The 20,484-nt window shown below is 63.0% G+C and carries 18 protein-coding genes; 13 read left to right on the top strand and 5 right to left on the bottom strand.

Translation table 11 applies throughout. The annotated features are described in order from the left end of the window. The first annotated feature begins 19 nt into the window (after positions 1–19). The 11 genes from pstB (at position 20) to AC0Z42_RS19270 (ending at position 11,196) form a co-directional block, all read left to right on the top strand. Positions 20–802, top strand: a complete 783-nt coding sequence (pstB, locus tag AC0Z42_RS19320) for a phosphate ABC transporter ATP-binding protein PstB (protein WP_485469807.1) — start codon at positions 20–22, stop codon at positions 800–802. 46 nt (positions 803–848) lie between these two features. Continuing rightward, positions 849–1,559 (top strand): phosphate signaling complex protein PhoU, encoded by a 711-nt coding sequence (phoU, locus tag AC0Z42_RS19315; protein WP_485469806.1) that lies wholly within the window; start codon positions 849–851, stop codon positions 1,557–1,559. 5 nt (positions 1,560–1,564) lie between these two features. Beyond that, the gene (locus AC0Z42_RS19310) at positions 1,565–2,254 is read left to right on the top strand and encodes a response regulator (RefSeq protein WP_034755074.1); all 690 of its coding nucleotides are present in this window, start codon (positions 1,565–1,567) and stop codon (positions 2,252–2,254) included. A 12-nt stretch (positions 2,255–2,266) separates the two neighbouring features. Beyond that, entirely contained in the window at positions 2,267–3,580 is a 1,314-nt protein-coding gene (gene phoR, locus AC0Z42_RS19305) for a phosphate regulon sensor histidine kinase PhoR (protein ID WP_485469805.1), read from the top strand. A 53-nt stretch (positions 3,581–3,633) separates the two neighbouring features. Continuing rightward, the gene (gene senA / locus AC0Z42_RS19300; protein WP_485469804.1) at positions 3,634–4,830 is read left to right on the top strand and encodes a selenoneine synthase SenA; all 1,197 of its coding nucleotides are present in this window, start codon (positions 3,634–3,636) and stop codon (positions 4,828–4,830) included. Positions 4,831–4,865: 35 nt separating this feature from the next. Then, the gene (locus tag AC0Z42_RS19295) at positions 4,866–6,800 is read left to right on the top strand and encodes a UvrD-helicase domain-containing protein (RefSeq protein WP_485469803.1); all 1,935 of its coding nucleotides are present in this window, start codon (positions 4,866–4,868) and stop codon (positions 6,798–6,800) included. Between the two features lie 105 nt (positions 6,801–6,905). Next, complete coding sequence (locus tag AC0Z42_RS19290; RefSeq protein WP_485469802.1) at positions 6,906–7,805, top strand: NAD-dependent epimerase/dehydratase family protein; 900 nt, start codon at positions 6,906–6,908, stop codon at positions 7,803–7,805. A gap of 384 nt (positions 7,806–8,189) precedes the next feature. After that, complete coding sequence (locus AC0Z42_RS19285; RefSeq protein ID WP_485469801.1) at positions 8,190–8,573, top strand: LiaF transmembrane domain-containing protein; 384 nt, start codon at positions 8,190–8,192, stop codon at positions 8,571–8,573. Next, a complete protein-coding gene (locus AC0Z42_RS19280) occupies positions 8,563–9,366 on the top strand; it encodes a LiaI-LiaF-like domain-containing protein (protein WP_485469800.1) in 804 nt (267 codons plus the stop codon). The genes AC0Z42_RS19285 and AC0Z42_RS19280 overlap by 11 nt, the downstream gene beginning before the upstream one ends. A gap of 13 nt (positions 9,367–9,379) precedes the next feature. Beyond that, entirely contained in the window at positions 9,380–10,456 is a 1,077-nt protein-coding gene (locus AC0Z42_RS19275) for a sensor histidine kinase (protein WP_485469799.1), read from the top strand. A gap of 11 nt (positions 10,457–10,467) precedes the next feature. Continuing rightward, positions 10,468–11,196, top strand: a complete 729-nt coding sequence (locus AC0Z42_RS19270) for a LytR/AlgR family response regulator transcription factor (protein ID WP_485469858.1) — start codon at positions 10,468–10,470, stop codon at positions 11,194–11,196. On the opposite strand, the gene AC0Z42_RS19265 is transcribed toward AC0Z42_RS19270, so the two are convergent. Together AC0Z42_RS19265 and AC0Z42_RS19260 are read right to left on the bottom strand one after the other, a co-directional pair. Then, positions 11,177–13,474, bottom strand: a complete 2,298-nt coding sequence (locus AC0Z42_RS19265) for an ATP-dependent DNA helicase (protein ID WP_485469798.1) — start codon at positions 13,472–13,474, stop codon at positions 11,177–11,179. The two genes, AC0Z42_RS19270 and AC0Z42_RS19265, sit on opposite strands and share 20 nt — an antisense overlap. After that, positions 13,450–15,117 carry a VRR-NUC domain-containing protein gene (locus AC0Z42_RS19260; RefSeq protein ID WP_485469797.1) on the bottom strand — a complete coding sequence of 556 codons (1,668 nt, stop codon included), beginning with the start codon at positions 15,115–15,117 and terminating at the stop codon, positions 13,450–13,452. Before AC0Z42_RS19260 ends, AC0Z42_RS19265 begins: the two co-directional genes overlap by 25 nt. A gap of 182 nt (positions 15,118–15,299) precedes the next feature. Here AC0Z42_RS19260 and AC0Z42_RS19255 point away from each other — a divergent pair, with 182 nt between their 5' ends. Together AC0Z42_RS19255 and AC0Z42_RS19250 are read left to right on the top strand one after the other, a co-directional pair. Continuing rightward, entirely contained in the window at positions 15,300–16,523 is a 1,224-nt protein-coding gene (locus AC0Z42_RS19255) for an MFS transporter (protein ID WP_485469796.1), read from the top strand. Then, entirely contained in the window at positions 16,520–17,161 is a 642-nt protein-coding gene (locus AC0Z42_RS19250) for a helix-turn-helix transcriptional regulator (protein ID WP_485469795.1), read from the top strand. The genes AC0Z42_RS19255 and AC0Z42_RS19250 overlap by 4 nt, the downstream gene beginning before the upstream one ends. A 94-nt stretch (positions 17,162–17,255) precedes the next feature. Here the strand turns inward: AC0Z42_RS19250 and phaP are convergent, their stop codons facing one another. The 3 genes from phaP to AC0Z42_RS19235 form a co-directional block, all read right to left on the bottom strand. Then, positions 17,256–17,864, bottom strand: a complete 609-nt coding sequence (gene phaP, locus AC0Z42_RS19245) for a TIGR01841 family phasin (protein ID WP_485469794.1) — start codon at positions 17,862–17,864, stop codon at positions 17,256–17,258. Positions 17,865–17,970: 106 nt separating this feature from the next. Continuing rightward, positions 17,971–18,174: a hypothetical protein gene (locus tag AC0Z42_RS19240; RefSeq protein ID WP_485469793.1), complete on the bottom strand. Its 204-nt coding sequence runs from the start codon at positions 18,172–18,174 to the stop codon at positions 17,971–17,973. 1 nt (position 18,175) lies between these two features. After that, positions 18,176–20,425, bottom strand: coding sequence for an ATP-binding protein (locus AC0Z42_RS19235; RefSeq protein ID WP_485469792.1), 2,250 nt, complete (start codon positions 20,423–20,425; stop codon positions 18,176–18,178). Between the last annotated feature and the right edge of the window lie 59 nt (positions 20,426–20,484).

The raw sequence follows: 20,484 nt of genomic DNA, 5'->3' as shown, positions 1-20,484 counted from the left end.
CGAAATCATGAATACCCAAATGAATCCTGCCCAAGAACTGGCACCAAAGAAAAAAACCATCGAGATTTCGGGCCTGAACTTTTTCTACGGCAAGACCCAAAGCCTGCACAATGTCAATCTCGACATCCATGAAAAGAAGGTCACGGCCTTTATCGGCCCGTCGGGCTGCGGCAAGTCGACCCTGCTGCGCACCCTGAACCGCATGTATGACCTGTATCCGGGGCAGCGCGCCGAAGGCTCGATCCTGTATCGCGGCCGCAACGTGCTTGACGCCGACCAGGACGTCAACATGCTGCGCGCCAAGGTCGGCATGGTGTTCCAGAAGCCGACGCCGTTCCCGATGTCGGTCTACGACAATATCGCCTTCGGCGTGCGCTTGTATGAAGACCTGTCGAAGGGCGAGATGGACGAACGCGTCGAATGGGCGCTGAAAAAAGCCGCGCTTTGGGGCGAAGTGAAAGACAAGCTGTCCAAGAGCGGCCTGTCGCTGTCGGGCGGCCAGCAGCAGCGCCTGTGCATCGCGCGCGGCGTGGCGGTGAAACCGGACGTGCTGCTGTTGGATGAGCCAACCTCGGCGCTGGACCCGATTTCGACCGCGAAAGTGGAAGAGTTGATCAGCGAACTGAAACAGGACTACACGATCGCCATCGTGACGCACAATATGCAGCAGGCGGCGCGCTGCTCCGACTACACGGCCTATATGTACCTGGGCGAACTGGTGGAATTCGGCGAGACCGACCAGATCTTCATGAATCCGGCGCGCAAGGAAACCCAGGATTACATTACCGGCCGCTTCGGCTGATCCGCCCCGCAAGCGGCCCCCATTACTGAATACGGAGACAGACAGCATGCTAGGCGAACACTCATCCAAACAATACGACAACGAACTCGAAGCGATCCGCTCGAAAGTGCTCCTGATGGGCGGCATCGTTGAAACCCAGTTCCTCGATGCGATGACCTGCTTTCGCATCGGCAACCCGGAGCGCGCCGACCGCGTGATGCGCGAAGACGACGTTGTCAACCAGCTCGAAGTGTCGCTCGACGACGCCTGCAGCCACCTGATCGTGCGCCGCCAGCCTACCGCCAACGATTTGCGCACCATCATGGCCACCATCAAGATCATTACCGATCTCGAACGCGTGGGTGACGAAGCGACAAAAATCGCCCGCGTGGCAAAGAATCTGCACCAGCGCGGCAACGGCGTCGTCAACCATTATGAAATGGTGCGCGGCATTGCCAACACGGCCACCGACATGCTGCACGACGCGCTTGACGCGTTTGCGCGCAACGATGGCCAGCAGGCGCTGGCCCTGATTGCCCAGGACGCCATCATCGATCATGAATTTCGCTCTATCATGCGCAACCTGATTACGTTTATGATGGAAGACCCGCGCACGATCTCGGCGGCGCTCGACACCCTGTGGGTGGCCAAGGCCATCGAACGGATCGGCGACCATGCGAAAAACATCGCCGAGTACGTGATTTACGTGGTGGACGGCAAGGATATCCGCCACACCAAATCGTCTGCCCCTGCCATTTCCGAGGAGCTCCCTGAGTAAGATTTATGGCATCTGATAAAACCACGGTATTGATTGTTGAAGATGAGCCGGCCATCGTTGAACTGGTGACCTATTCGCTGCGCGAGTCCGGCTGGAATTGCTGTTCTGTACAAAATGTCGCCGATGCCTGGGAATTCATCCAGCACCGCACCCCGCATTTGATCCTGCTCGACTGGATGTTGCCGGACCAGACCGGGCTGCGCCTGCTGTCGCGCATCCGCGCCGACCGCAACTTTGCCGCCATCCCGGTGATCATGCTGACGGCCAAGAGCATGGAAGAGGACAAGCTGGCCGGCCTCAACAGCGGCGCCGACGATTACGTCACCAAGCCGTTTTCGCCGCGCGAGCTGCTGGCGCGCGCCAAGGCTCTCTTGCGGCGCAAGAGCCCGGAACACGCGCAGGCGCCCATGCGCGCCGGCAACGTGGCGCTGGACCCGGTCAGCTGCACCGTGATGATGGATGAACAGAAGATCGATATCGGCCATGCCGAATACAAGCTGCTGAAATTCCTGCTGGCCCACCCCGAGCGCGTGTTTTCGCGCAGCCAGCTGCTCGACAAGGTGTGGGGCGACCATGTGGTGATCGAGGAACGCACGGTCGACGTCCACGTATTGCGCTTGCGCAAAGCCTTGAAGGAGGCCGAAAGCCTGATCAAGACGGTGCGCAGCGTTGGCTACATGTTGTCTGAAAAATAAAGCCTGCCTCATATGAATCCGAAATTGCTGTTCTGGGTGCCCGCCGCACTGCGCATGGCGCTCTCGCTGGTGGGTGTGGCGGTGGTGTGGTATCTGTTTGGCGCCATCTATGCGCTGGGCATCGCTTTTGCGCTGATGACGATGATGGTGTTCGTGCAACTGTCGTATCTGTTCCAGCTCAGTAACTGGCTGGACAACCCCGAAAGCGCCAGGCTGCCCGATGGCTGGGGCGCCTGGACCAGCATTTTCGCGCGCCTGTACCGCATGCGCCGCGACGACGAAAAAAACCAGGCCGAGCTGACCGAATGGCTGGCGCGTTTTCGCCAGGCCATGCATCTGTTGCCGGACGGCGTGGTGATCATGGACGACGTGCTGTTCCTCGAATGGTGCAACCCGGCCGCCGAGAAACACCTGGGCCTGACGCACGAGCGCGACAAGGGCATGCGCGTGACCAACCTGATCCGCAGCCCCGAGTTCATGGATTACATCATCCTGGGCCGCTACGACCAGCCTTTGACGATCACCTTCCGCAACCGCAAGCTGATCGTGCAGATCATCCCGTTTGAAAACCGCCGCCAGATTCTGGTGACGCACGACGTGACGGAAACCGAGCGCCTCGAACGCATGCGGCGCGACTTCATCGCCAATGCCTCGCACGAACTGCGCACGCCGCTGACCGTGATCGTGGGTTTTCTGGAAATTGCCACCGAACTGGACCTCGACGCCACCACGCGCGCCGCCCATATCAAGCTGATGACCGAGCAGGGCCACCGCATGCAGCACCTGATCGAGGACATGCTGACGTTGTCGCGCCTGGAATCGGTCGACTATCCGCTGCGGCCCGAAGCGGTGGACGTGAAGAAACTGATGCAGCAGGTGGCGCGCGACGCCAGGGCTTTGTCGGGTGGCAAGCATGACATCAAGCTCGAATACAAGGGTCCTGACGTACTGGGCAGTTACGACGAGCTGTACAGCGCCTTCGGCAACCTGGCCTCGAACGCCGTGCGCTATACGCCAGCGGGCGGCAGCATCACCTTGCGCTGGCAGGATGGCCCGGCCGGCCCGCAATTCATCGCGCAAGATACCGGCATCGGCATCAGCCAGGAGCATATTTCGCGCCTGACCGAGCGTTTCTACCGCGTCGACAAGAGCCGCTCGCGCGAAACGCAAGGCACGGGCCTGGGCCTGGCCATCGTCAAGCATGTGCTGCTGCGCCACGGCGGCACGCTGGCGATCCAGTCCGACACCGACAAGGGCAGCAGCTTTATCGTCAGCATGCCAAAATCGGTCGTCAGTCCGGTGCAGGGCGAATTGCTGGTCAAGTAAGCGCGCAACCACCGCGCCCCGTGCAATGCGGGGAAAGTCGTTACAATCAGTACATGACTTTATCCAACGTTTCCTTTCGCCACGCCAGTGCGCAGCAGCTGGCGCAAGCCTTGACGGCAGCGCGCCGGCATACGCTGGCGCTGTTCGACTGCTATGCCGAGGCCGGCTACGACCTCGTTTCCCGCGTGCCGCAAGCACCTGAAATCACGCCGCCGCTGTGGCAACTGGGCAATATCGCCTGGTTTGCGGAATGGTTCATCCTGCGCGAAGCGCCTTCCAGCCACCCGGCCGACGCCGTCTACAACGGCTTGCTGACCCGTGGCGACGACCTGTTCGACGCCAACATGGTGGCGCATCGCGCACGCTGGAACCTGGAGCTGCCGGGTACTGGCGCGGTCAGGATGTATGCCCATGAAGTGCTGGACCGTGTGCTCGACAAACTGTCGCGCGTGGCCAATCTCGACAGCACCTTGTATCCGTACCGCCTGGCGCTGGCGCATGAAGACCAGTGCGGCGAAGCCATGCTGGCCGGCTTGCAGTGGCTGGGTGTGGCCGCGCCCGCTATCGTGCCGGCAAGCGGCGCCATGCCGTCGAACGTTGGCGAGATCGCCTTTCCAGGCGGTACCATCGAACTGGGTTCCAGGCGCGGTGCCGGCTTCGCGTTTGACAACGAATGCCCGCCGCAAACCTGTTACGTGCCGCCGTTTGTCATCGACAGCGCGCCCGTGACGAACGCCCGGTTTGCCGAGTTCGTCGCTGACGGCGGCTACCAGAATCGTCAGTTCTGGAGCGCGGCCGGCAGCGCCTGGCTGATGCGCCAGGAGCGTTCTTCCCCTTTGTACTGGCAACGCGAGGCGATGCAGTGGCGCACGCGGCGTTTCGGCAAGCCGGCCATGCTGGCGCCACAGGAAGCCGTGCGCCATGTCAATCTGTACGAGGCGCAAGCGTATTGCGCCTGGATCGGGCGCCGCCTGGCGACCGAGGCCGAATGGGAGTATGCTGCGGCGTCCGGCCATCCGCTGTTTCGCTGGGGCCAGGTGTGGGAATGGACGGCGACGCCGTTCGAGCCGTATCCGGGTTTCGTGCCCGATGCCTGGCGCGAATATTCGGCGCCGTACTTCATGCACCACCAGGTATTGCGCGGCGCCTCGTTTGCCACGCCGCTGCGGCTGGTCTCGCCGCGCATGCGCGCCTTCCAGGCGCCGGAACGCGGCGCTGGTTTTACCGGCCTGCGCACCTGCTCCTGGTAAAGATCGCGCCAGGACACCATCACACAGGATTTCCCTTGAGTATAGATAACACCGCACAATTTGTTCCCAAGCGCATCACGCCCACGCCAGAACAGCTGGCGATCCAGACGGCGCAAAAGAAAGTCGTGCTGATCGACGCCAACGCGGGCGCCGCCAAAACCACCACCCTGGCGCTGCGCCTGGCCGAAGCGCTGCACCGGGGCCGCCCGCCCGAACGCATGCTGGCGCTGGTATTTACGGAAGCGGCACGCGTGGCCCTGCGCCAGCGCCTGCTCGATATCGGCGTGCCGCTTGGCGTTCTCAAGCGGTTGACCATCGACACCTTTGACGCGTTTGCCGCCCAGGTGCTGCGCCAGCTCGAGGGCGTGCAAATGGCCTTCATGCGCAGCGACGAAGAACTGCGGCCCATCGCCTGGGAGGCACTGGAAGTGGTGTCCGAGAAATATGCCCACCGCTATCCGCTGGAAATCAATACCACCAATGCGGCCATTGCCGAGTTCCTGAAACTGCAGCTGCGCACCAAGGCCAGGCTGGATTTTCAAGCGCCCGATTTTGACAGCAATACGCTGGAAGACAATCTTGAACTACTGGGCATGTCGCGCACGCATTATCTGTGGCTGCGCGAATACGAAGCCTTGCGCGGAGCCGATACGGGCGAGATCCAGTTCCGCGCGCCGTTCGACGCCACCTACGACCTGGTGCGCATGCTGGGCGACGACGAGCCGCTGTGCCAGCAATTGCCTGCCTATCAAATTATCGTTGCCGATGAACTGCACGACCTGAACGAAGCGTCATTTCGCCTCTTGACCATGCTGATACGGCGCGGCAATGCGTTTTTCTGCGGCGCCGGCGACAAGGACCAGGTGATTTATACCTGGTCGGGTGCCGACCACCGCTTCCTGCGCCAGCGTTTCGACCAGGAATTTCCCGCCTTGCAGCGCATGCCGCTGACGGCCTCCTACCGCTACGGCACGCAACTGGCCCAGGCCGTGGGAGCGCTGAAGAACAAGCCCAGCGTGTCGGCGCTGAGCCGCAGCACGCCGGTTGAGGTGCTGCATTACGACCATACCCAGCCGCAAGCGTGCAGCGCCCAGCTGATCGCCGCGCTCGAGCATGCGCATGCCGGCACCACTGCGATTTTGCTGCGCGACCGCGACCAGGCGATCCGTGTGGAAACGGCGCTGTTCCAGAACGGCATCGCCTATGACCTGGTCGACATGCACAGCTACCTGCTTGCCCAGGAAGTGCTGATGCTGCGCGGCATGGTCGCGATTGCCCGCCAGGATTTGCACGCAATCAAGAGCGGCCCGCGCCGTGGCGAGATCCTCGAAGCGCTGGTGGCGTTCGCGGAAATCCCGTTTACGCGCGCCGAACTGCAGCAAGCCAAGGCCGACGTGGCCAACTACCCGGAACTGCTGGAAGGTTTTTTGACCAACCAGCTGGCCAAGTCCGTCAACCAGGACAAGGCGGCCCTGACCCTGGCCGCCGTCGAGTACCTGCGCGCGCAGCCCGCCGACGCGCCGGCCGGGCCCGCCTTGCAGCATGTGTTTGCCATGCTGCAGCTGGAGCAGACGGCGCGCCGCATCTATGTCGACCCGACCCAGGCGCGCGTGGTGGCGCGCTCGCTGCACGGCTTTATTGCCGTCTGCACCGAAGCCGGTGTAGCCCTTGGCGGCTTTGCCGGCTGGCTCGGTGAAATGGAAGAGGCCGTGACGGTATCGACCGGCAAGGCCAAACTGGTGATTGCCTGCATCGACCAGATCAAGGGCCTGGAATACAACCACGTGATCCTGCCGTATCTGGCGGTCGATGAATTCCCGCGCAGCAAGTCCGATCCGCTGGAAGAAGAAAACCGTTTTTACGTGGCCGCCACCCGCGCGCGCGACCGCCTGACGATATTGACGCCGCAAGACCCTGCGTATCAAAGCCGCTATATCGCCGTGCTGCCGCCTGGCAAGGCCAACCGCTGATTGTTGCTGTGCCTGCATAAATCATTTGCCGCACCACCGCTGTTTGCGCGGCAGCATACGGCGCATACTTGTTGGCTGTAATTCACAGCAAACAAGGAGCAAGCCATGAAAGTATTTCTGACAGGTGCGGCAGGTTTTATCGGCAGTTCCATCGCAAAAGGGCTGGTCGCCGCCGGCCACAGTGTGACCGGCCTGGTGCGCAAACCGGAGCAAATAGCCGAGCTGGCCGGCATCGGCGTACACGGCGTGCTCGGTAGCCTGAACGACCGCGAACTGATCATTGAACAGGCGAGGGCGGCCGACGCCGTCATCAATGCCGCCAGCAGCGACCATCGCGGCGCGGTGGAGGCCATTATCGAAGCGCTGGCCGGCAGCAACAAACCCTATCTGCACACCAGCGGCTCGTCCATCGTTGGCGACGCCTCGGGCGGCGAGGGCAGCGAACACATTTATTACGAAGACAAGCTGCCGGCGCCCACCGCCGACAAGGCGGCCCGCGTCGCCATCGACGACCTGGTATTGGCCAGCGCAAAGCAAGGCGTGCGCGCCAGCGTACTGTGCAATACCCTGATCTACGGCCACGGCGCCTTGCCGCGCGACAGCGTGCAGCTGCCGCGTTTGCTCAAGCAGGCACGCAAGAGCGGCATCGTGCGCCACGTGGGGCCGGGCCGCAACATCTGGTCCAACGTGCATATCGACGACGTGGTGGCGCTGTATCTGCTGGCGCTGGAAAAGTCGCCGGCTGGCAGCTTTTACTTTGTCGAGACCGGCGAAGCGGCGTTTCGCGACATGACGGCAGCAATCGCCGAGGCAATGGGACTGGGGGCGGCGCAGGACTGGCCATTGGCCGACGCCATCGCCGAATGGGGCTATGAAATGGCCTCGTATGGCCTCGGTTCGAACAGCCGCGTACGTGGCGAACGGGCGCGCGCCTTGGGCTGGCACCCAGGTGGCCCGGCCGTGCTGGACTGGATCAAGCACGATATGTTGCAGCCGCCGCATTGATACAGGTCAGAAAGCGAGCGCTATGTGTGCTGGCGAACGGTGCACGCGGGCCATAGCGGTTATGATGGTCTCGCTTCGGTTGAGGCGCACTGCCGTGAAGTTGGCGGCATGTTCGATCTTCCAGCAGGTCAGCCGGTCGCCTCAAGGATCGGCACCAGTTTCCAGCGCGTGGAGTTTGTGATCAAACGCCACGCGCGACACCGCTCGCGGTACATTTTTTCTCCGGCGTTAGTTTGGTAATGACCCCTTCAGGGCCGGCTCAGCCGGCCTTTTTTTTCGTCTTCTCCGCCATTCACCGATACCCGTGCGCCATTCGCCGAACAGGCGTTTCCTTTTTGCGTGCCAGCGCGTATCTTTACGATCAACCAACAACCGGGGGGTCTCGTGAAACATGAACAAGCTTATTGGCGCCGTACCCAGCTGCTGTGGGGCGTGCTGCTGATCGTGGTCGGCGCCGTCTTCCTGCTCGACCGGCTCGACATCATCTACCTGCGCGACTATCGCCAGCTATGGCACTATTGGCCGGTAATCATGGTGCTTTTCGGCATCAACAAACTGGTGGCGCCGGTCTCGGCCAAGCAGGTTCTGAGCGGGCTGTGGCTGATTTTTTTCGCTGCCTGGTGGTATGTGTCGTACGAGGAACTGTGGAACCTGAGTTTCTACAGCAGCTGGCCCGCCTTGCTGATCGCCTGGGGCGTGGGGCTGGTGCTCGAACCACTGCTGAACAAACACTTCATGGCTTACCGGGAGTCAGAGCATGAAAAATAACACGCCACTCAATTCGCCATCGCAGATCATCTTGGGCGTGCTGGTGATCGGCCTGGGGCTGGTATTCCTGCTCGATAACCTCGGTTTTATCAGCGTGCGCTATACCTTCCGTTTCTGGCCAACCATTCTGATCATCTTCGGCCTGCTGAAGATCTCGCAAAGCCGCACCCGTTCCGGCTATGTACTGGGCGGCGTGCTGGTCTTGCTGGGCGTGACCTGGACTTTCCGCGCCATGGGTCTGTTTTATGTCAGCTGGAACATGCTGTGGCCGCTGGTTATTATCGGCATCGGTATTGCCGTCGTGACCAAGTCGCTGCCTGGTGGCCGTCAACGCCAGCGCCAACGCCGTTTCAACCGGGCCGAACCGGTCCAGCCGGTGCCACCGGCGGCCGCACCGATGGCTGGCATGAGTGCCGCGAGCGGCATCAACCTCGATAAAGATACGGCCGCTTCCGGGCACGACGATGACAGCATCATCGAAGTGTCGGCCATACTCGGTGGTTTCGTGCGGCGTGTGTCGTCGCAGCGTTTTCGTGGCGGCGACATCAATGTGATCATGGCCGGCTGCGAAATCGACCTGCGCCAGGCCTCGATCGACGGCGAAGCCGTGCTCAATGTGTTTGCCCTGTGCGGCGGCATCACCATCAAGGTACCGCCCGACTGGAGCGTGATCCTGCAAGGCACGCCCATCCTCGGTGGCTTTGAAGAAAAAACCATCGTGCCGCCGCACCAGCACAAGCGCCTGTATGTGAGTGGCTACGCCATTATGGGCGGCCTGGAAATCCGCAACTAGGCCCGGCATCCGGATGAGTGCAGCCCTGTCGAGACGGCGCGTCGCCGTGGTGGCTTTCCTGGTCTGCCTGGCGCTGGGCCTGGCGCTGGCGTTCGTGCTGTCGCGCTCGGCGCCGGTGCGCTGGCTCAACGCCGTGCTGCTGGTGGTGCCGGCCACCCTGGTGTACGCCATCGGCACGGGGTTTTCCACTTTTTACCTGTGCCGCGCCTATCCGCTCAATCGCCGCCACCCTGGGGCCATCCTCGGCGTAATGCTGGTGGCGGCTCTGTTTGCGGGCTTGCTGTGGGCGACCTTGCTGCAATTCATCAATAGCCTCAGCCTGCTGATCGAACTGCCATGGCTGGGCGTGCCACTGAGCCAGAATCTGGTGGTGCTGTTTTTTGGCCTCGGCGTGCTGCTGTACTGCCTGGCTGGCGCCGTGCATTATCTGCTGCTTGAATTCGTGCGCGCCAGGACTGCCGAGCAGCGCGGGCTGGAAGCGCGGCTGTCGGCGCAGCAAGCCCAGCTGCGCATGCTGCGCACGCAGATCGATCCACACTTCCTGTTCAACAGCTTGAATTCGATCAGTGCGCTGACCTCGATCGATCCGGCGGGCGCCCGCACCATGACGGTGGAGCTGGCCAGCTTTTTCCGGCAAAGCCTGAGCCTGGAAGCGCACAAGCACATCAGCGTGGCGCAGGAGCTGGTGCAGATCCGCCATTTCCTGGCAATCGAGCAAGTGCGCTTCGGCCAGCGCCTGCAGGTGGAAGAAACCATCGACGAGGCAGCGCTGGACTGTTTGTTGCCGCCCATGCTGATACAGCCGCTGGTGGAAAATGCCGTCAAGCATGGTATCTGCGGCCTGACCGAGGGAGGCGTGATCGCGATCACCGTGCGGCGCACGGGCAGCCTGCTGCGGATACAGGTGAATAATCCGGTCGACCAGGAGCAACTGTCGCCGCGCGGCAATGGTGTCGGGCTCGACAACGTGCGCCAGCGCCTGCTGGGCGCCTACGGCCACGAAGCCAGTGTGCACTGGGCGCGCCAGGACGGCGGTTTTGAGGTGAGCATATCCATGCCGGCACAGACCGGTGCCACAGAGGAGGAATAATGCAAGGCAAGATGCGGGTAGCCATCGTCGACGATGAAATGCTGGCGCGCGCCGTGTTGCGCGAATACCTGGCGCGCCATGACGATATCGAGATCGTGGCCGAATGCGCCAATGGCTTTGAAGTCGTGAAGGCCATCGCCGAACTGGCGCCGGAGCTGGTGTTTCTCGACATACAGATGCCGCGCCTGGACGGCTTCGAAGTGGCCGAGCTGATCGGCGCGAAAACCCGGCTGGTGTTTGTCACCGCCTACGACCAGTACGCGCTGAAGGCCTTCGAATGCCATGCCCTTGATTATTTGCTGAAACCGTACAGCGAGCAGCGCTTCGAACAGGCGCTGGCCCATGCGCGCGCACATCGCATGCCGGCTGCTGCCTTGCAAACGGTGGTGCACCAGGCCGCCACGCGCGCCGCGCCCCTGTCGCGCGTGTTGATACGCGATGGCGCCACGGTACATGTGATACCGGTGGCCAGCATCGCTTATGTCGAAGCGCAGGACGACTACGTCAGCATCTGCGCCGATGGCAGATGCTGGCTGAAAAGCCAGCGCCTGAGCGAGCTGGAAGCCCAGCTCGACCCGGAAAAGTTTATGCGCGTGCACAGGTCGTATCTGCTCAATATCGATGGCATCAGCCGCATCGAACCGGCCACGAGAGACAGCCATGTGGCGATCCTGCGCGACGGCACGCGCATTCCCGTGAGTAAGTCAGGCTATCAAAAACTCAGGCTGCTGGTCGGTTGAGCTTGTCTGTCAGCTGAACGTCCCACCAGGTGGGCAGCAACTGGCGTACTTCGGGCCGCGCAAAGCGGTCGTCGATCAGGTAGACCACGCCCTTGTCGGTTTGCGTGCGAATCACGCGGCCGGCCGCCTGCACCACCTTTTGCATGCCGGGATACAGATACGTGTAATCGTAGCCGGCGCCAAAGATGTCGCCCATGCGCTGGCGTATCTGTTCGTTGACCGGGTTGATCTGCGGCAGGCCCAGGGTGGCGATAAAGGCGCCGATCAGGCGCGCGCCGGGCAAGTCGATGCCTTCGCCAAAGGCGCCGCCGAGCACGGCAAAGCCGATGCCGCGTGTTTCCAGACCGAAGCGGCCCAGGAACTGCGTGCGCGCCGCGTCGTCCATGCGGCGCGGTTGCTGCCAGATGGGAACTTGGGGAAAGTGCTGAGCAAACAGGGTGGCGGTTTTTTCCATGTAGTCGAAGCTGCTGAAAAACGCCAGGTAGTTGCCCGGTGCTGCCGCATATTGCGTGGCCATCAGCTGGACGATGGGCAACAGGGATGCGGCGCGGTGCTGGTAGCGCGTGGAAATATTGTCGGCCACGCGCACGGCCAGCTGCTCGGCCAGGAACGGCGACTCGACGTCGACCCAGGCCGTGCCGGGCGGCATGCCGAGCGTATCGTTGTAGTAATTCCAGGGGCTCAAGGTAGCGGAAAACAGTGCCGTGCTGTGGCTGGCCTCGAAGCGCGGCTTGAGGAAGGGCGCCGGCACGATATTGCGGATGCAGATGGTCGAGCCAGTCGCCGTCTTGCTCACATCGAACAGGGAATGGTCGCCAAAGCTTTCTGCCAGACGGTTGATCAGCAGCACGTCGAAATAAAAGCGCTGCAAGTCTTCGTCCAGCGAGGCCGCATGCTCGGCCATATGGTCGCCGATGGCGGTGGCTAAGCCCTGCAGCGCGCCGAAGAATTTTTCCGGCAAGGCGGCATGCACCAGGTAGTCGTCGGTTTGCTCCTTGAACAGGGCGTTCCACTGGCGGTTGAGCCGGTCCAGCGGCTTTTTCAAGGGCTCGGGCGCGAACTTGCGCAGGCCTTTCAGCTGGATGTGTTCGAGTTCGGCAGTGTACATGCCGCGCGCGCGCGACACCATATTGTGCGCTTCGTCGACCAGCACATTGACCTTCCAGTCGTGCGCCAGGGTCATGCCGTACAGCATGGCGCTGAGGTCGAAATAATAGTTGTAGTCGCCGATCACGACATCGCTCCAGCGCGCCAGTTCCATGCCCAGGTAGTAGGGGCACACGCCTTGCTGCAGGGCGATGGCGCGCACCGCTTCCTTGTCGAGTATCAGGCCGCTGGCCAGCGCCACTTCGCGCGCCAGCGGCAGCCGGTCGTAGAAGCCGCGCGCCAATGGGCACGAGTCGCCATGGCAGGCCTTGTCCGGATGCTCGCAGGCGCTGGTTTTCGCGCTCAGCTCCAGCACCCGCAGCGGCAGCAACGGCGCGCTGTTTTTCAGGATGGCGCAGGCGTCGAGCGCCATCTGCCGGCCCGGCACCTTGGCGGCCAGGAAAAACAGCTTGTCGAGGCCATGCGCTGCCGTGGCTTTCAGCATCGGAAACAGGCTGCCGACGGTCTTGCCGATGCCGGTCGGCGCTTGCGCCAGCAGGCAGCAGCCGCGGTTGCTGGCCTTGTACATGGCTTCGGCCAGCTGGCGCTGGCCCGGGCGAAAGCCGGCATGGGGAAACGCCATCGCCGTCAGTTGCCGGTCGCGGCTGTCGCGGTGCGCCAGTTCCTGCTCGGCCCACTCCAGGAACAAGGTGCAATGCTGCTCGAAGAAGAGGCGCAGCGCTTCGCTGGTGCACTCTTCATGCAAAATGGTTTCCTTCTGGCTGGCAATATCGAAATACACCAGCGCCACGCGCAGCATCGGCAGGTTCAGTTGCTGACACAGCAAATGGCCATAGATGCGCGCCTGCGCCCAGTGCAGCTGCCGGTGGTTGGCCGGCATGATGGAAAGGTCGCCGCGGTAGGTCTTGATTTCTTCCAGCTGGCGCCGGGCCGGATCGTAGCCGTCGGCGCGGCCGCGCACATGCAGCGGACCGAAGTCGCCGGCCAGGCTGATTTCACGCTGGTAATCGTCGTCGCGCCGCCCTGTGACGGTGGCGTGGCCGGCGATGCCTTCCTGCGCCGTGGGCGAGGGCGTAAAGCGCAGGTCCAGGTCGCCCACCTTGGCGGTAAACTCGCACAGCGCGCGTACGGCAATGGTGTATTTTTTCACGCCGCCACCGCCTGCGACCATTGCAGATAGCACACGGAAACCGGCATCGCATGCTGGGCGCAATAAGCGATCCAGCGCTGCTGGTTGTCCTGCAGGCGGTCGCCCGGTCCCTTTACTTCGATCATGCGGTAGCGCTGTTCGGCCGGCCAGAACTGGATCAGGTCGGGAAAGCCCGTGCGGTTGCTTTTAATGTCGAGCAAGATGCGTTCAAACGCCTTTTTCAGGTGCGCGGCCGGAATGCAGGCCAGCGCCAGTTCCAGCAGCTCGCCATCAAACACCTGCCAGCTGACGAATGGCGACACGATGCCGTGCTTGGCGTCGTATGTGGCGCGCATGCTGGCGCGGTAGTCGCCATTGTCGAGCTGCCCCAGGCAGGCCGTAAAGTCGTCGAGGCGGCGCGCATGGAAGTCGGCGCTGTGCAGGTCGGCCGGGCCACGGTGGAACGGGTGGAAAAAGGCGCCCGGTATCGCCTTGAAAATGGCATGCCAGCAAAGCAGGCCAAACAGGGAATTGATCAGCGTGTTTTCCACGTAATAGACCGGCGCGTCGTCCTGCATCAGGTGCTGCTGCACCACGCCTTCCACATGGCAGCTTTCTTGCGGGAAGGGCAGCAGCAGATCGATGCGCTCGACCGGCGCCGCTGGCGTGGCCGCCTGTTTCGCGTGGCCCAGTTTGCGCCGCAAGCGGGGCGCCATGCGCAGCAGCAACTGGCGCTCGGCTTCGCTTTCCGGCGCCTGCAGGGCGATCGTCAGGCGCTCGTAGGCGGCGCCCGGCTGTTCATCTTTTTCCAGTACGCGTATGGCCCGTCCGCGCGCGCCCGGATAGCGGCAATCGGCATAGGCGCGGTAGGCGGCGGGCCAGTCCTGCGATTTTTCCAGCTGCTGGGCGATCTGGAATTGCAGCTTGTCGCGGCGGCTGGCCAGCCAGGCGTTGCCGGGGTCACAGGCCAGCGCGGCCAGTTCCTGCAGCACTTCGTCGGCAGGTGCGGGCGCAGCCTCGTCGTTGAAGCGCTCGCGGCACTGGTGCAGTACTTCATAGTGGGCAATATCCTGGCGCGTGCGAAAGCCACGCGAAGCGAGTGAAAACTCGACTTTTTCATATTGATACACGCCCAGGTCGGACAGCACGAATTCCGACCAGTCCTGGTGATAATTGCCGAAGTAAATCAGGCGCAGCCGGTCGCACAGGGGCTGGTTGCAGATGCTGTAGAGCACATCGTTCGAGGCCGGATACCAGGCGGAAAACGGCTGTTCGCCGGCATGCTGCTCGCGCAGTGCTGCCAGCTGTTCCGTCTTGCGCGCGGTTTTCAAGGGCCCGGCCATGCAGAACACCTGCTGCAGTTCGGGTTTCAGCAGCAGCTCGAACAGGGTGTCGATATCGATGGCCGGGTCCGCCACCACCCAGCCGGCGGCCAGCAGGGGCAGGGCGGCTGCGCGCGTGTCGCCGATCTCGGCATAGTTGAGCTTGCTGGCGCGAAACAGACAACCCTTGCGCATCACCAGCCGCACGAACAGCGCGCGCGATGCTTGCGGCAGGGGCGCGAACTGCGCGATGAACTGCGTTTCTTCCTCGCTCAGCAGATCGGCATAGCGCTCGCTGATCCAGTTCAGCACGCCCTGGAAGTTTTCCAGATAGTACAAGGGATTGTCCAGGACTCTCAACATGGTGGGGCAGGCAGGCTCTTTGATGTTACTTAGATATGGTTTTACTGTGTTTATATACAGTTTAAACCCTGGCGGCCTGCTTGCCCAGCGTTTTCCGTACCGCGCAGCACCGGCGTTGCGCCAGTCATTATAAATAATCAAAAATGTTTACTTATTGTCGGGAGGGCCGTATATTCTGGCGTATGAAAAATGCTATCCTGATCACCGCCGCCTGCATGCTGGCCCTGCTGTCGACCATCGGCGCGTCCTTGCCGTATCCAATATTGCCGCCGCTGTTCGCCGCCGAAGCACCGAACGCCTTCAACAACTTCATGGGCCTGCCGTCCAAGCTGCTGTTCGGCCTGGCGCTGACCATCAATCCGCTGGGCCTGCTGATCGGTTCAGCTTTGCTGGGGCCGCTGTCGGACCGCTATGGCCGCCGCCCCCTGCTGATGCGCACCGCTGTCGGCGCCGCCATCGGCCATGCGATCACGGCCTGGGCTCTGGTGATCCAGTCCTATCCGTTGTTTATCGTCGCGCGCTTTATTACCGGCCTGCTCGAAGGCAATGGCGCCGTGGCGCGCGCCATGCTGGCCGACCAGTTGCAAGGGCCGCTGCGCCTGCGCGCCATGTCGTGGCTGAACGGCGCCTTTTATCTGGGCTGGCTGGTGGGGCCGATCCTGGCCGGCGCCACCTTGGTGTGGGGCGTGACGGTACCGTTCTGGATTGCCGCCGGCGCACTGATGCTGGTGGCCGTGCTGGTGGCCATCGGCTTGCCGCGCGAAACGCCGTCGCTGCTGACCACCTCATGGTGGCAGGTGGCGCGCGACCGCCATTCGCTCAACCTGCTGCGCCACGAGGAATTGCGCACGCTGTTCATCGTGCAACTGGCATTGACTTGCGGCGTGGCCAGTTTCTATGAGTTTTATCCGCTGTGGCTGGTCGAGACGGCCCACTACAACGCGCAGGCGATTGCCTGGGTCAATGTGGGCCTGTGCGGCACCATGACGATTACTTCGCTGCTGGCGGGCGGACCCAGCCGCCATGCGCCCTTGCAGCGCGCAGGCTGGTATGGCTGCGGTATCGCGCTGGCCATCCTGGTACTGGCAGTCGGCAATATCTGGGTCGGCATAGCCGCCATCGTCCTGTTCGGCATCCCGAACGCGCTGTACAACACGGTGGTCCAGGGCTGGTGCGCCGAGCGCTTCAGCGCCCACGGCCAGGGCGCCGTGATGGGCTTGCTGTCGACCACCTTCTGCATCGCCAATATCGTCGTTGCGCTGGGCGGCTCGCTGCTGATCCTGATCGACACGCGGCTGGTGCTGATCGTAGGCGCCCTGTGCGCGGCCTGGTCGGCCTGGCGCATGAACCGCTGGCGCCGTCACCTAAATGCCACCGATGCGCCGCAGCTGAAGGCGGCCGCATGAGTGTCACCGTGGCTACCTCGGAGCAGACGCTGTTCCTGCTGAAAATGCGCGGCCCGCAGACGGCGCAGCAACTGGCGGCCTTGCTCGATATCACCTCGATGGGGGCGCGGCGCCAGCTCGAAGCGGCGCATGGCAAGGGCCTGGTGGCGTTCGAGGACGTGGCCGACAAGGTGGGCCGGCCGTCGCGGCGCTGGTCGCTGACGGACGCCGGCCATGCGCGCTTTCCCGACCGCCACGCCGACCTGACCCTGGAACTGATCACCCAGGTGCAACAGCTGTTCGGCGACGAAGGCATGGACAAGCTGATCGCCGCGCGTGAAGCGAGTAGCGAGGCGGCGTATCGCGCGTTAATCGATGACGCCGCGCAGTTGTCGGACCGCGTGGCCAGCCTGGCCGTCGCCCGCGATGGCGAAGGCTATATGGCCGATGCCGAACCGCAGCCGGACGGCAGCGTGCTGCTGGTGGAAAACCATTGCCCGATCTGCGCGGCGGCGACGTCGTGCCAGAAATTCTGCCGCTCGGAACTAGCGGTCTTCCAGCGCGTGCTCGGCGACGATTGCACGGTGGAGCGCAGCGAGTATCTGCTGGAGGGGGGAAGAAGGTGTGTGTACCGCATAACCCCGGTAAGGGTGGCGTAGGTCGGATTAGCGCTTGCGCGTAATCCGACAACACCACGGTCATGGTCAACGATGTTGTCGGATTACGCGGCTTCGCCGCTAATCCGACCTACGCTTATTTCTTTGCTGCCTTGGCCGCTTTCGGCGCCACTTTTTCAGCCGCTTCCTGTACGCCTGCCGTTGCCTTGTCCGACGCCTGCGCTACCTGCGCCGAGGCCTTGGCGATCTGTTCTTCCACGGTTTTCACGGCCTGTTTGGTGGCCTTGGTGACTTGCTCGTAGCCGAGAAAGGCGTTGTCGATGGCGGCCTTGACGATGGCGACGGCGTTTTCCGAGCCGGGCGGCACGTTTTTCGTCACGTCGTAGATCAGTGCGCTCAGATTGCTTTTCGCTTCGGCCACGTGGGCTTCGGCGGCGGTGGTGAACTCGGTGTGGATATCCTTGATGATGTCATCGAGCTGCTGCTTGTAGGCCTTGGCGCCTGCCACACCCGGTTGCAGCTGTGCGGCGGCGGCTGCCATGGCCGCTTTCGGATCCTTGGCCTGGCTGATTTCCTTGCCGGCCGCGATACTGTCTTCGACGCCGGCTCTGGCGGTGGCCATGTTCAATGCCAGCACCTGCTCCACGCCCTGCACCGCCTTGGTGGTGAGGGTATTGAAGGTCATCAGCTGGAATTCAAACAGGGCCTTGGTGGCCGATGCGAATTGTTCGGGATTGGTAAACATGTGGTCTCCTCGGTTTGAATAGATACGTTTTATCTTCCAATACTCTTCGGCACTGCATTGCCATCGCTTGTTGTCAAGCCGGTTGCCCCGTGTTGTTATGCACCCATTATTTAACAAGCGCCGGTTTTTCGCAACGGCTATCTTTGTACGGTCCCGAGGCCCGTTCCCAGCCGAAACCCAGGGTCGACTGGGCGCACGACAAGGTGCCGTCGACCTTGCTGCGCCATTTGTACCAGGGTGCCGGCGCGGCCGTGGCCACCGTGCAGGCCGCCAGCAGGCCTGCCGCGATCAGGTGCTTCATCGTGCTCATTTCATTCTCCAGCGACAGGGCCGGCCTGCGGCGCGACAGCCGGCAGGTGCAGCGTAAAGGTGGTGCCGGCTGCGCTGCTGGCGACATCGATATGGCCGCCAAGCACGCCGGTGACGATATTGTGCGCCACATGCAGGCCCAGGCCCGAACCGCCCGAACCGAGCCGGGTGGTAAAGAAAGGGTCGTAGATGCGCGCCAGGTCGCCGGCGGCAATTCCCGCGCCATTGTCGGCAATTGCGATGCTGATCATTTCGCCGTCAGGGCTGGCGCGCGCCGTGATGCCGATGGCGCCGCCGCTGCGTCCTTCGAAGGCGTGGCGCACGCAGTTTTCCACCAGGTTGCTCAGCACCTGGCCCAGCGGCCCGGGGTAGCTGTCCATCGCCAGCTCCGGCGCCACATCCTGCGCCAGCATGTGGCCGGCGCCCTTCAGCGTGGCCGACAGCGGCAGCATCAGTTCGGCGATGAACTGGCGCAGCAGGAAGTGGCGGCGCTGCGAACTGGCGCGGTCGACGGCGATCTGCTTGAAGCTCGACACCAGGTCGGCCGCGCGCTGCAGGTTGCGCAGCACGATGGCGTCCGCTTCGCCGGCCTGTGCCAGGTAGGCTTCCAGCTCCGAGCGGCGCAAGCCGTCCTGCAGGCCCGCTTGCAGGGCCTGCGTGCGTTCGGCCATGGTGGTGGCCACCACCAGGCCGTTGCCGATCGGCGTATTGAGTTCATGCGCAATGCCGGCCACCAGCGCGCCGAGGGCGGCCAGCTTGTCGCGCCGCACCAGTTCATGCTGGGTAATCGACAGGTGTTCGAGGGCGGCCGCCAGTTCCCGGTTGACCTGTTCCGATTGTTCATTGGCCAGTGTCAGCGCGGCCGTGCGCCGGGCCACCAGGTCTTCCAGGTGGACCCGGTGGCGCTGCAATTCCTGTTCGTGGCGCATGCGGGCGATCGCGATGCCGGCCAGGTCGGCGGCAACATCGATCAGTACCAGTTCCTGCGGCACGGGGCTGCGCACCTCTCGGTAATACATGGCGAACGAACCCAGTACCTTGTCGTCCGGGCCGAAGATCGGCTGCGACCAGCAGGCGCGCAGGCCGAATGCGGCGGCCATGCCGCAGTAGGGCGCCCACAGGGGATCGTGCTCGATGTCGCTGACGACCACCGCCTCGCCGAGGAACATGGCGGTGCCGCAGGAGCCGACGCCGGCGCCGATCTCCACCCCGTCGAGCAGCTCCAGGTACTCGCGCGGCAGGCTGGGGCCGGCCACGCTGTGCATGCGCCGGCCGTCTTCATCGAGCAGCATGACGGAGCAATACACGCCGCGCGACTGGGCTTCGATCAGCAGCAGCAGGCGATCGAGCGTCGGCACCAGCGGCGCACCCTTGGCGATCATTTCCAGCAGCGCGTTCTGGCCCGCGCGCAGCGCTTCGGCCAGGTTGCGTTCGGTCAGGTCGATAATGCGCGCATGCACCAACTGGCGGCCCGGCACCGACAGGCGCATCAGCCGGATTTCACAGGCGATGGCGTGGCCGTCGCGGTGGCAGCAATCGGCGCGAAAGACCACAATCTTGCCTTGCAGGGTGTCGCGCATTTTTTCCTGCAGCAGCGCTGTCGAGGCTTGTCCATCGGCCTGCCGGCTGGGAAAGACGTGTTCCATACCGCCTTGCAGCAAGGTTGCCAGCGGCATGCCGAACAGCTTTTCGGCCAGGTGGTTGGCATCGATCAGCAGGGCATTGTCGATGTCGAACAGCAGCACCGCATCGGGCGAGCCGGCCAGGATCGAGTGGTAATTGACTTCCAGGGTTTGCGGATGCACGGGGCGCGGCGGCGCGGCGGCAGGCTCGCTGACGGCGTCATTTTTATGCGCCTTGTGCAGCGCCAGTTCCATCAGGATTTTTTCTGCCACGTCGCGCGCATTGAAGGGCATCTTGATGTAGTCGCTGGCGCCGGCGCCCACGCTGCGGCCCTGTTCTTCGGCGCTGGGCGAAGACGACATCAGCAGCAGCGGCACGCCATGGCGCTCGGCCGCATTGCGCAGGCGCAGGCAGGTGGCGCCGATATTGCCGCCGGCCAGCGCCGCGTCAAGCAGGATCAGGTCGGTGCCGCCGGCGGCCAGTTCCACGCCCGCATCGATATCGCCGGCTACGCCCGTGCCCAGGTTATGCCGGTCCAGCACATACAGCAGTTCGCGCATATCGCTGGTGGCGCTGCTGACCAGCAAGACCCTGGCCCGGCCGGCGATGGAGGAAATCAACTGATTCATGGTGTGGCAATCATGACGCCTGTTCGTGGGCCTAGTATTACATCAAGGCTAGTCACTGT

Source organism: Janthinobacterium sp. 1L-D-8-B-C4 (genome assembly GCF_057291295.1).
This window is presented reverse-complemented; position numbering and strand designations above follow the sequence as displayed.

Coding starts and splice junctions, on each gene's coding strand:
- phoU (WP_485469806.1), top strand. CDS start 849: ATGCTAGGCGAACACTCATCCAAACAATACGACAACGAACTCGAAGCG.
- senA (WP_485469804.1), top strand. CDS start 3,634: ATGACTTTATCCAACGTTTCCTTTCGCCACGCCAGTGCGCAGCAGCTG.
- phoR (WP_485469805.1), top strand. CDS start 2,267: ATGAATCCGAAATTGCTGTTCTGGGTGCCCGCCGCACTGCGCATGGCG.
- pstB (WP_485469807.1), top strand. CDS start 20: ATGAATCCTGCCCAAGAACTGGCACCAAAGAAAAAAACCATCGAGATT.
- AC0Z42_RS19235 (WP_485469792.1), bottom strand. CDS start 20,425: ATGAATCAGTTGATTTCCTCCATCGCCGGCCGGGCCAGGGTCTTGCTG.
- AC0Z42_RS19240 (WP_485469793.1), bottom strand. CDS start 18,174: ATGAGCACGATGAAGCACCTGATCGCGGCAGGCCTGCTGGCGGCCTGC.
- AC0Z42_RS19280 (WP_485469800.1), top strand. CDS start 8,563: ATGAAAAATAACACGCCACTCAATTCGCCATCGCAGATCATCTTGGGC.
- AC0Z42_RS19310 (WP_034755074.1), top strand. CDS start 1,565: ATGGCATCTGATAAAACCACGGTATTGATTGTTGAAGATGAGCCGGCC.
- AC0Z42_RS19250 (WP_485469795.1), top strand. CDS start 16,520: ATGAGTGTCACCGTGGCTACCTCGGAGCAGACGCTGTTCCTGCTGAAA.
- AC0Z42_RS19265 (WP_485469798.1), bottom strand. CDS start 13,474: ATGGTCGCAGGCGGTGGCGGCGTGAAAAAATACACCATTGCCGTACGC.
- AC0Z42_RS19275 (WP_485469799.1), top strand. CDS start 9,380: ATGAGTGCAGCCCTGTCGAGACGGCGCGTCGCCGTGGTGGCTTTCCTG.
- phaP (WP_485469794.1), bottom strand. CDS start 17,864: ATGTTTACCAATCCCGAACAATTCGCATCGGCCACCAAGGCCCTGTTT.
- AC0Z42_RS19290 (WP_485469802.1), top strand. CDS start 6,906: ATGAAAGTATTTCTGACAGGTGCGGCAGGTTTTATCGGCAGTTCCATC.
- AC0Z42_RS19260 (WP_485469797.1), bottom strand. CDS start 15,117: ATGTTGAGAGTCCTGGACAATCCCTTGTACTATCTGGAAAACTTCCAG.
- AC0Z42_RS19270 (WP_485469858.1), top strand. CDS start 10,468: ATGCGGGTAGCCATCGTCGACGATGAAATGCTGGCGCGCGCCGTGTTG.
- AC0Z42_RS19255 (WP_485469796.1), top strand. CDS start 15,300: ATGAAAAATGCTATCCTGATCACCGCCGCCTGCATGCTGGCCCTGCTG.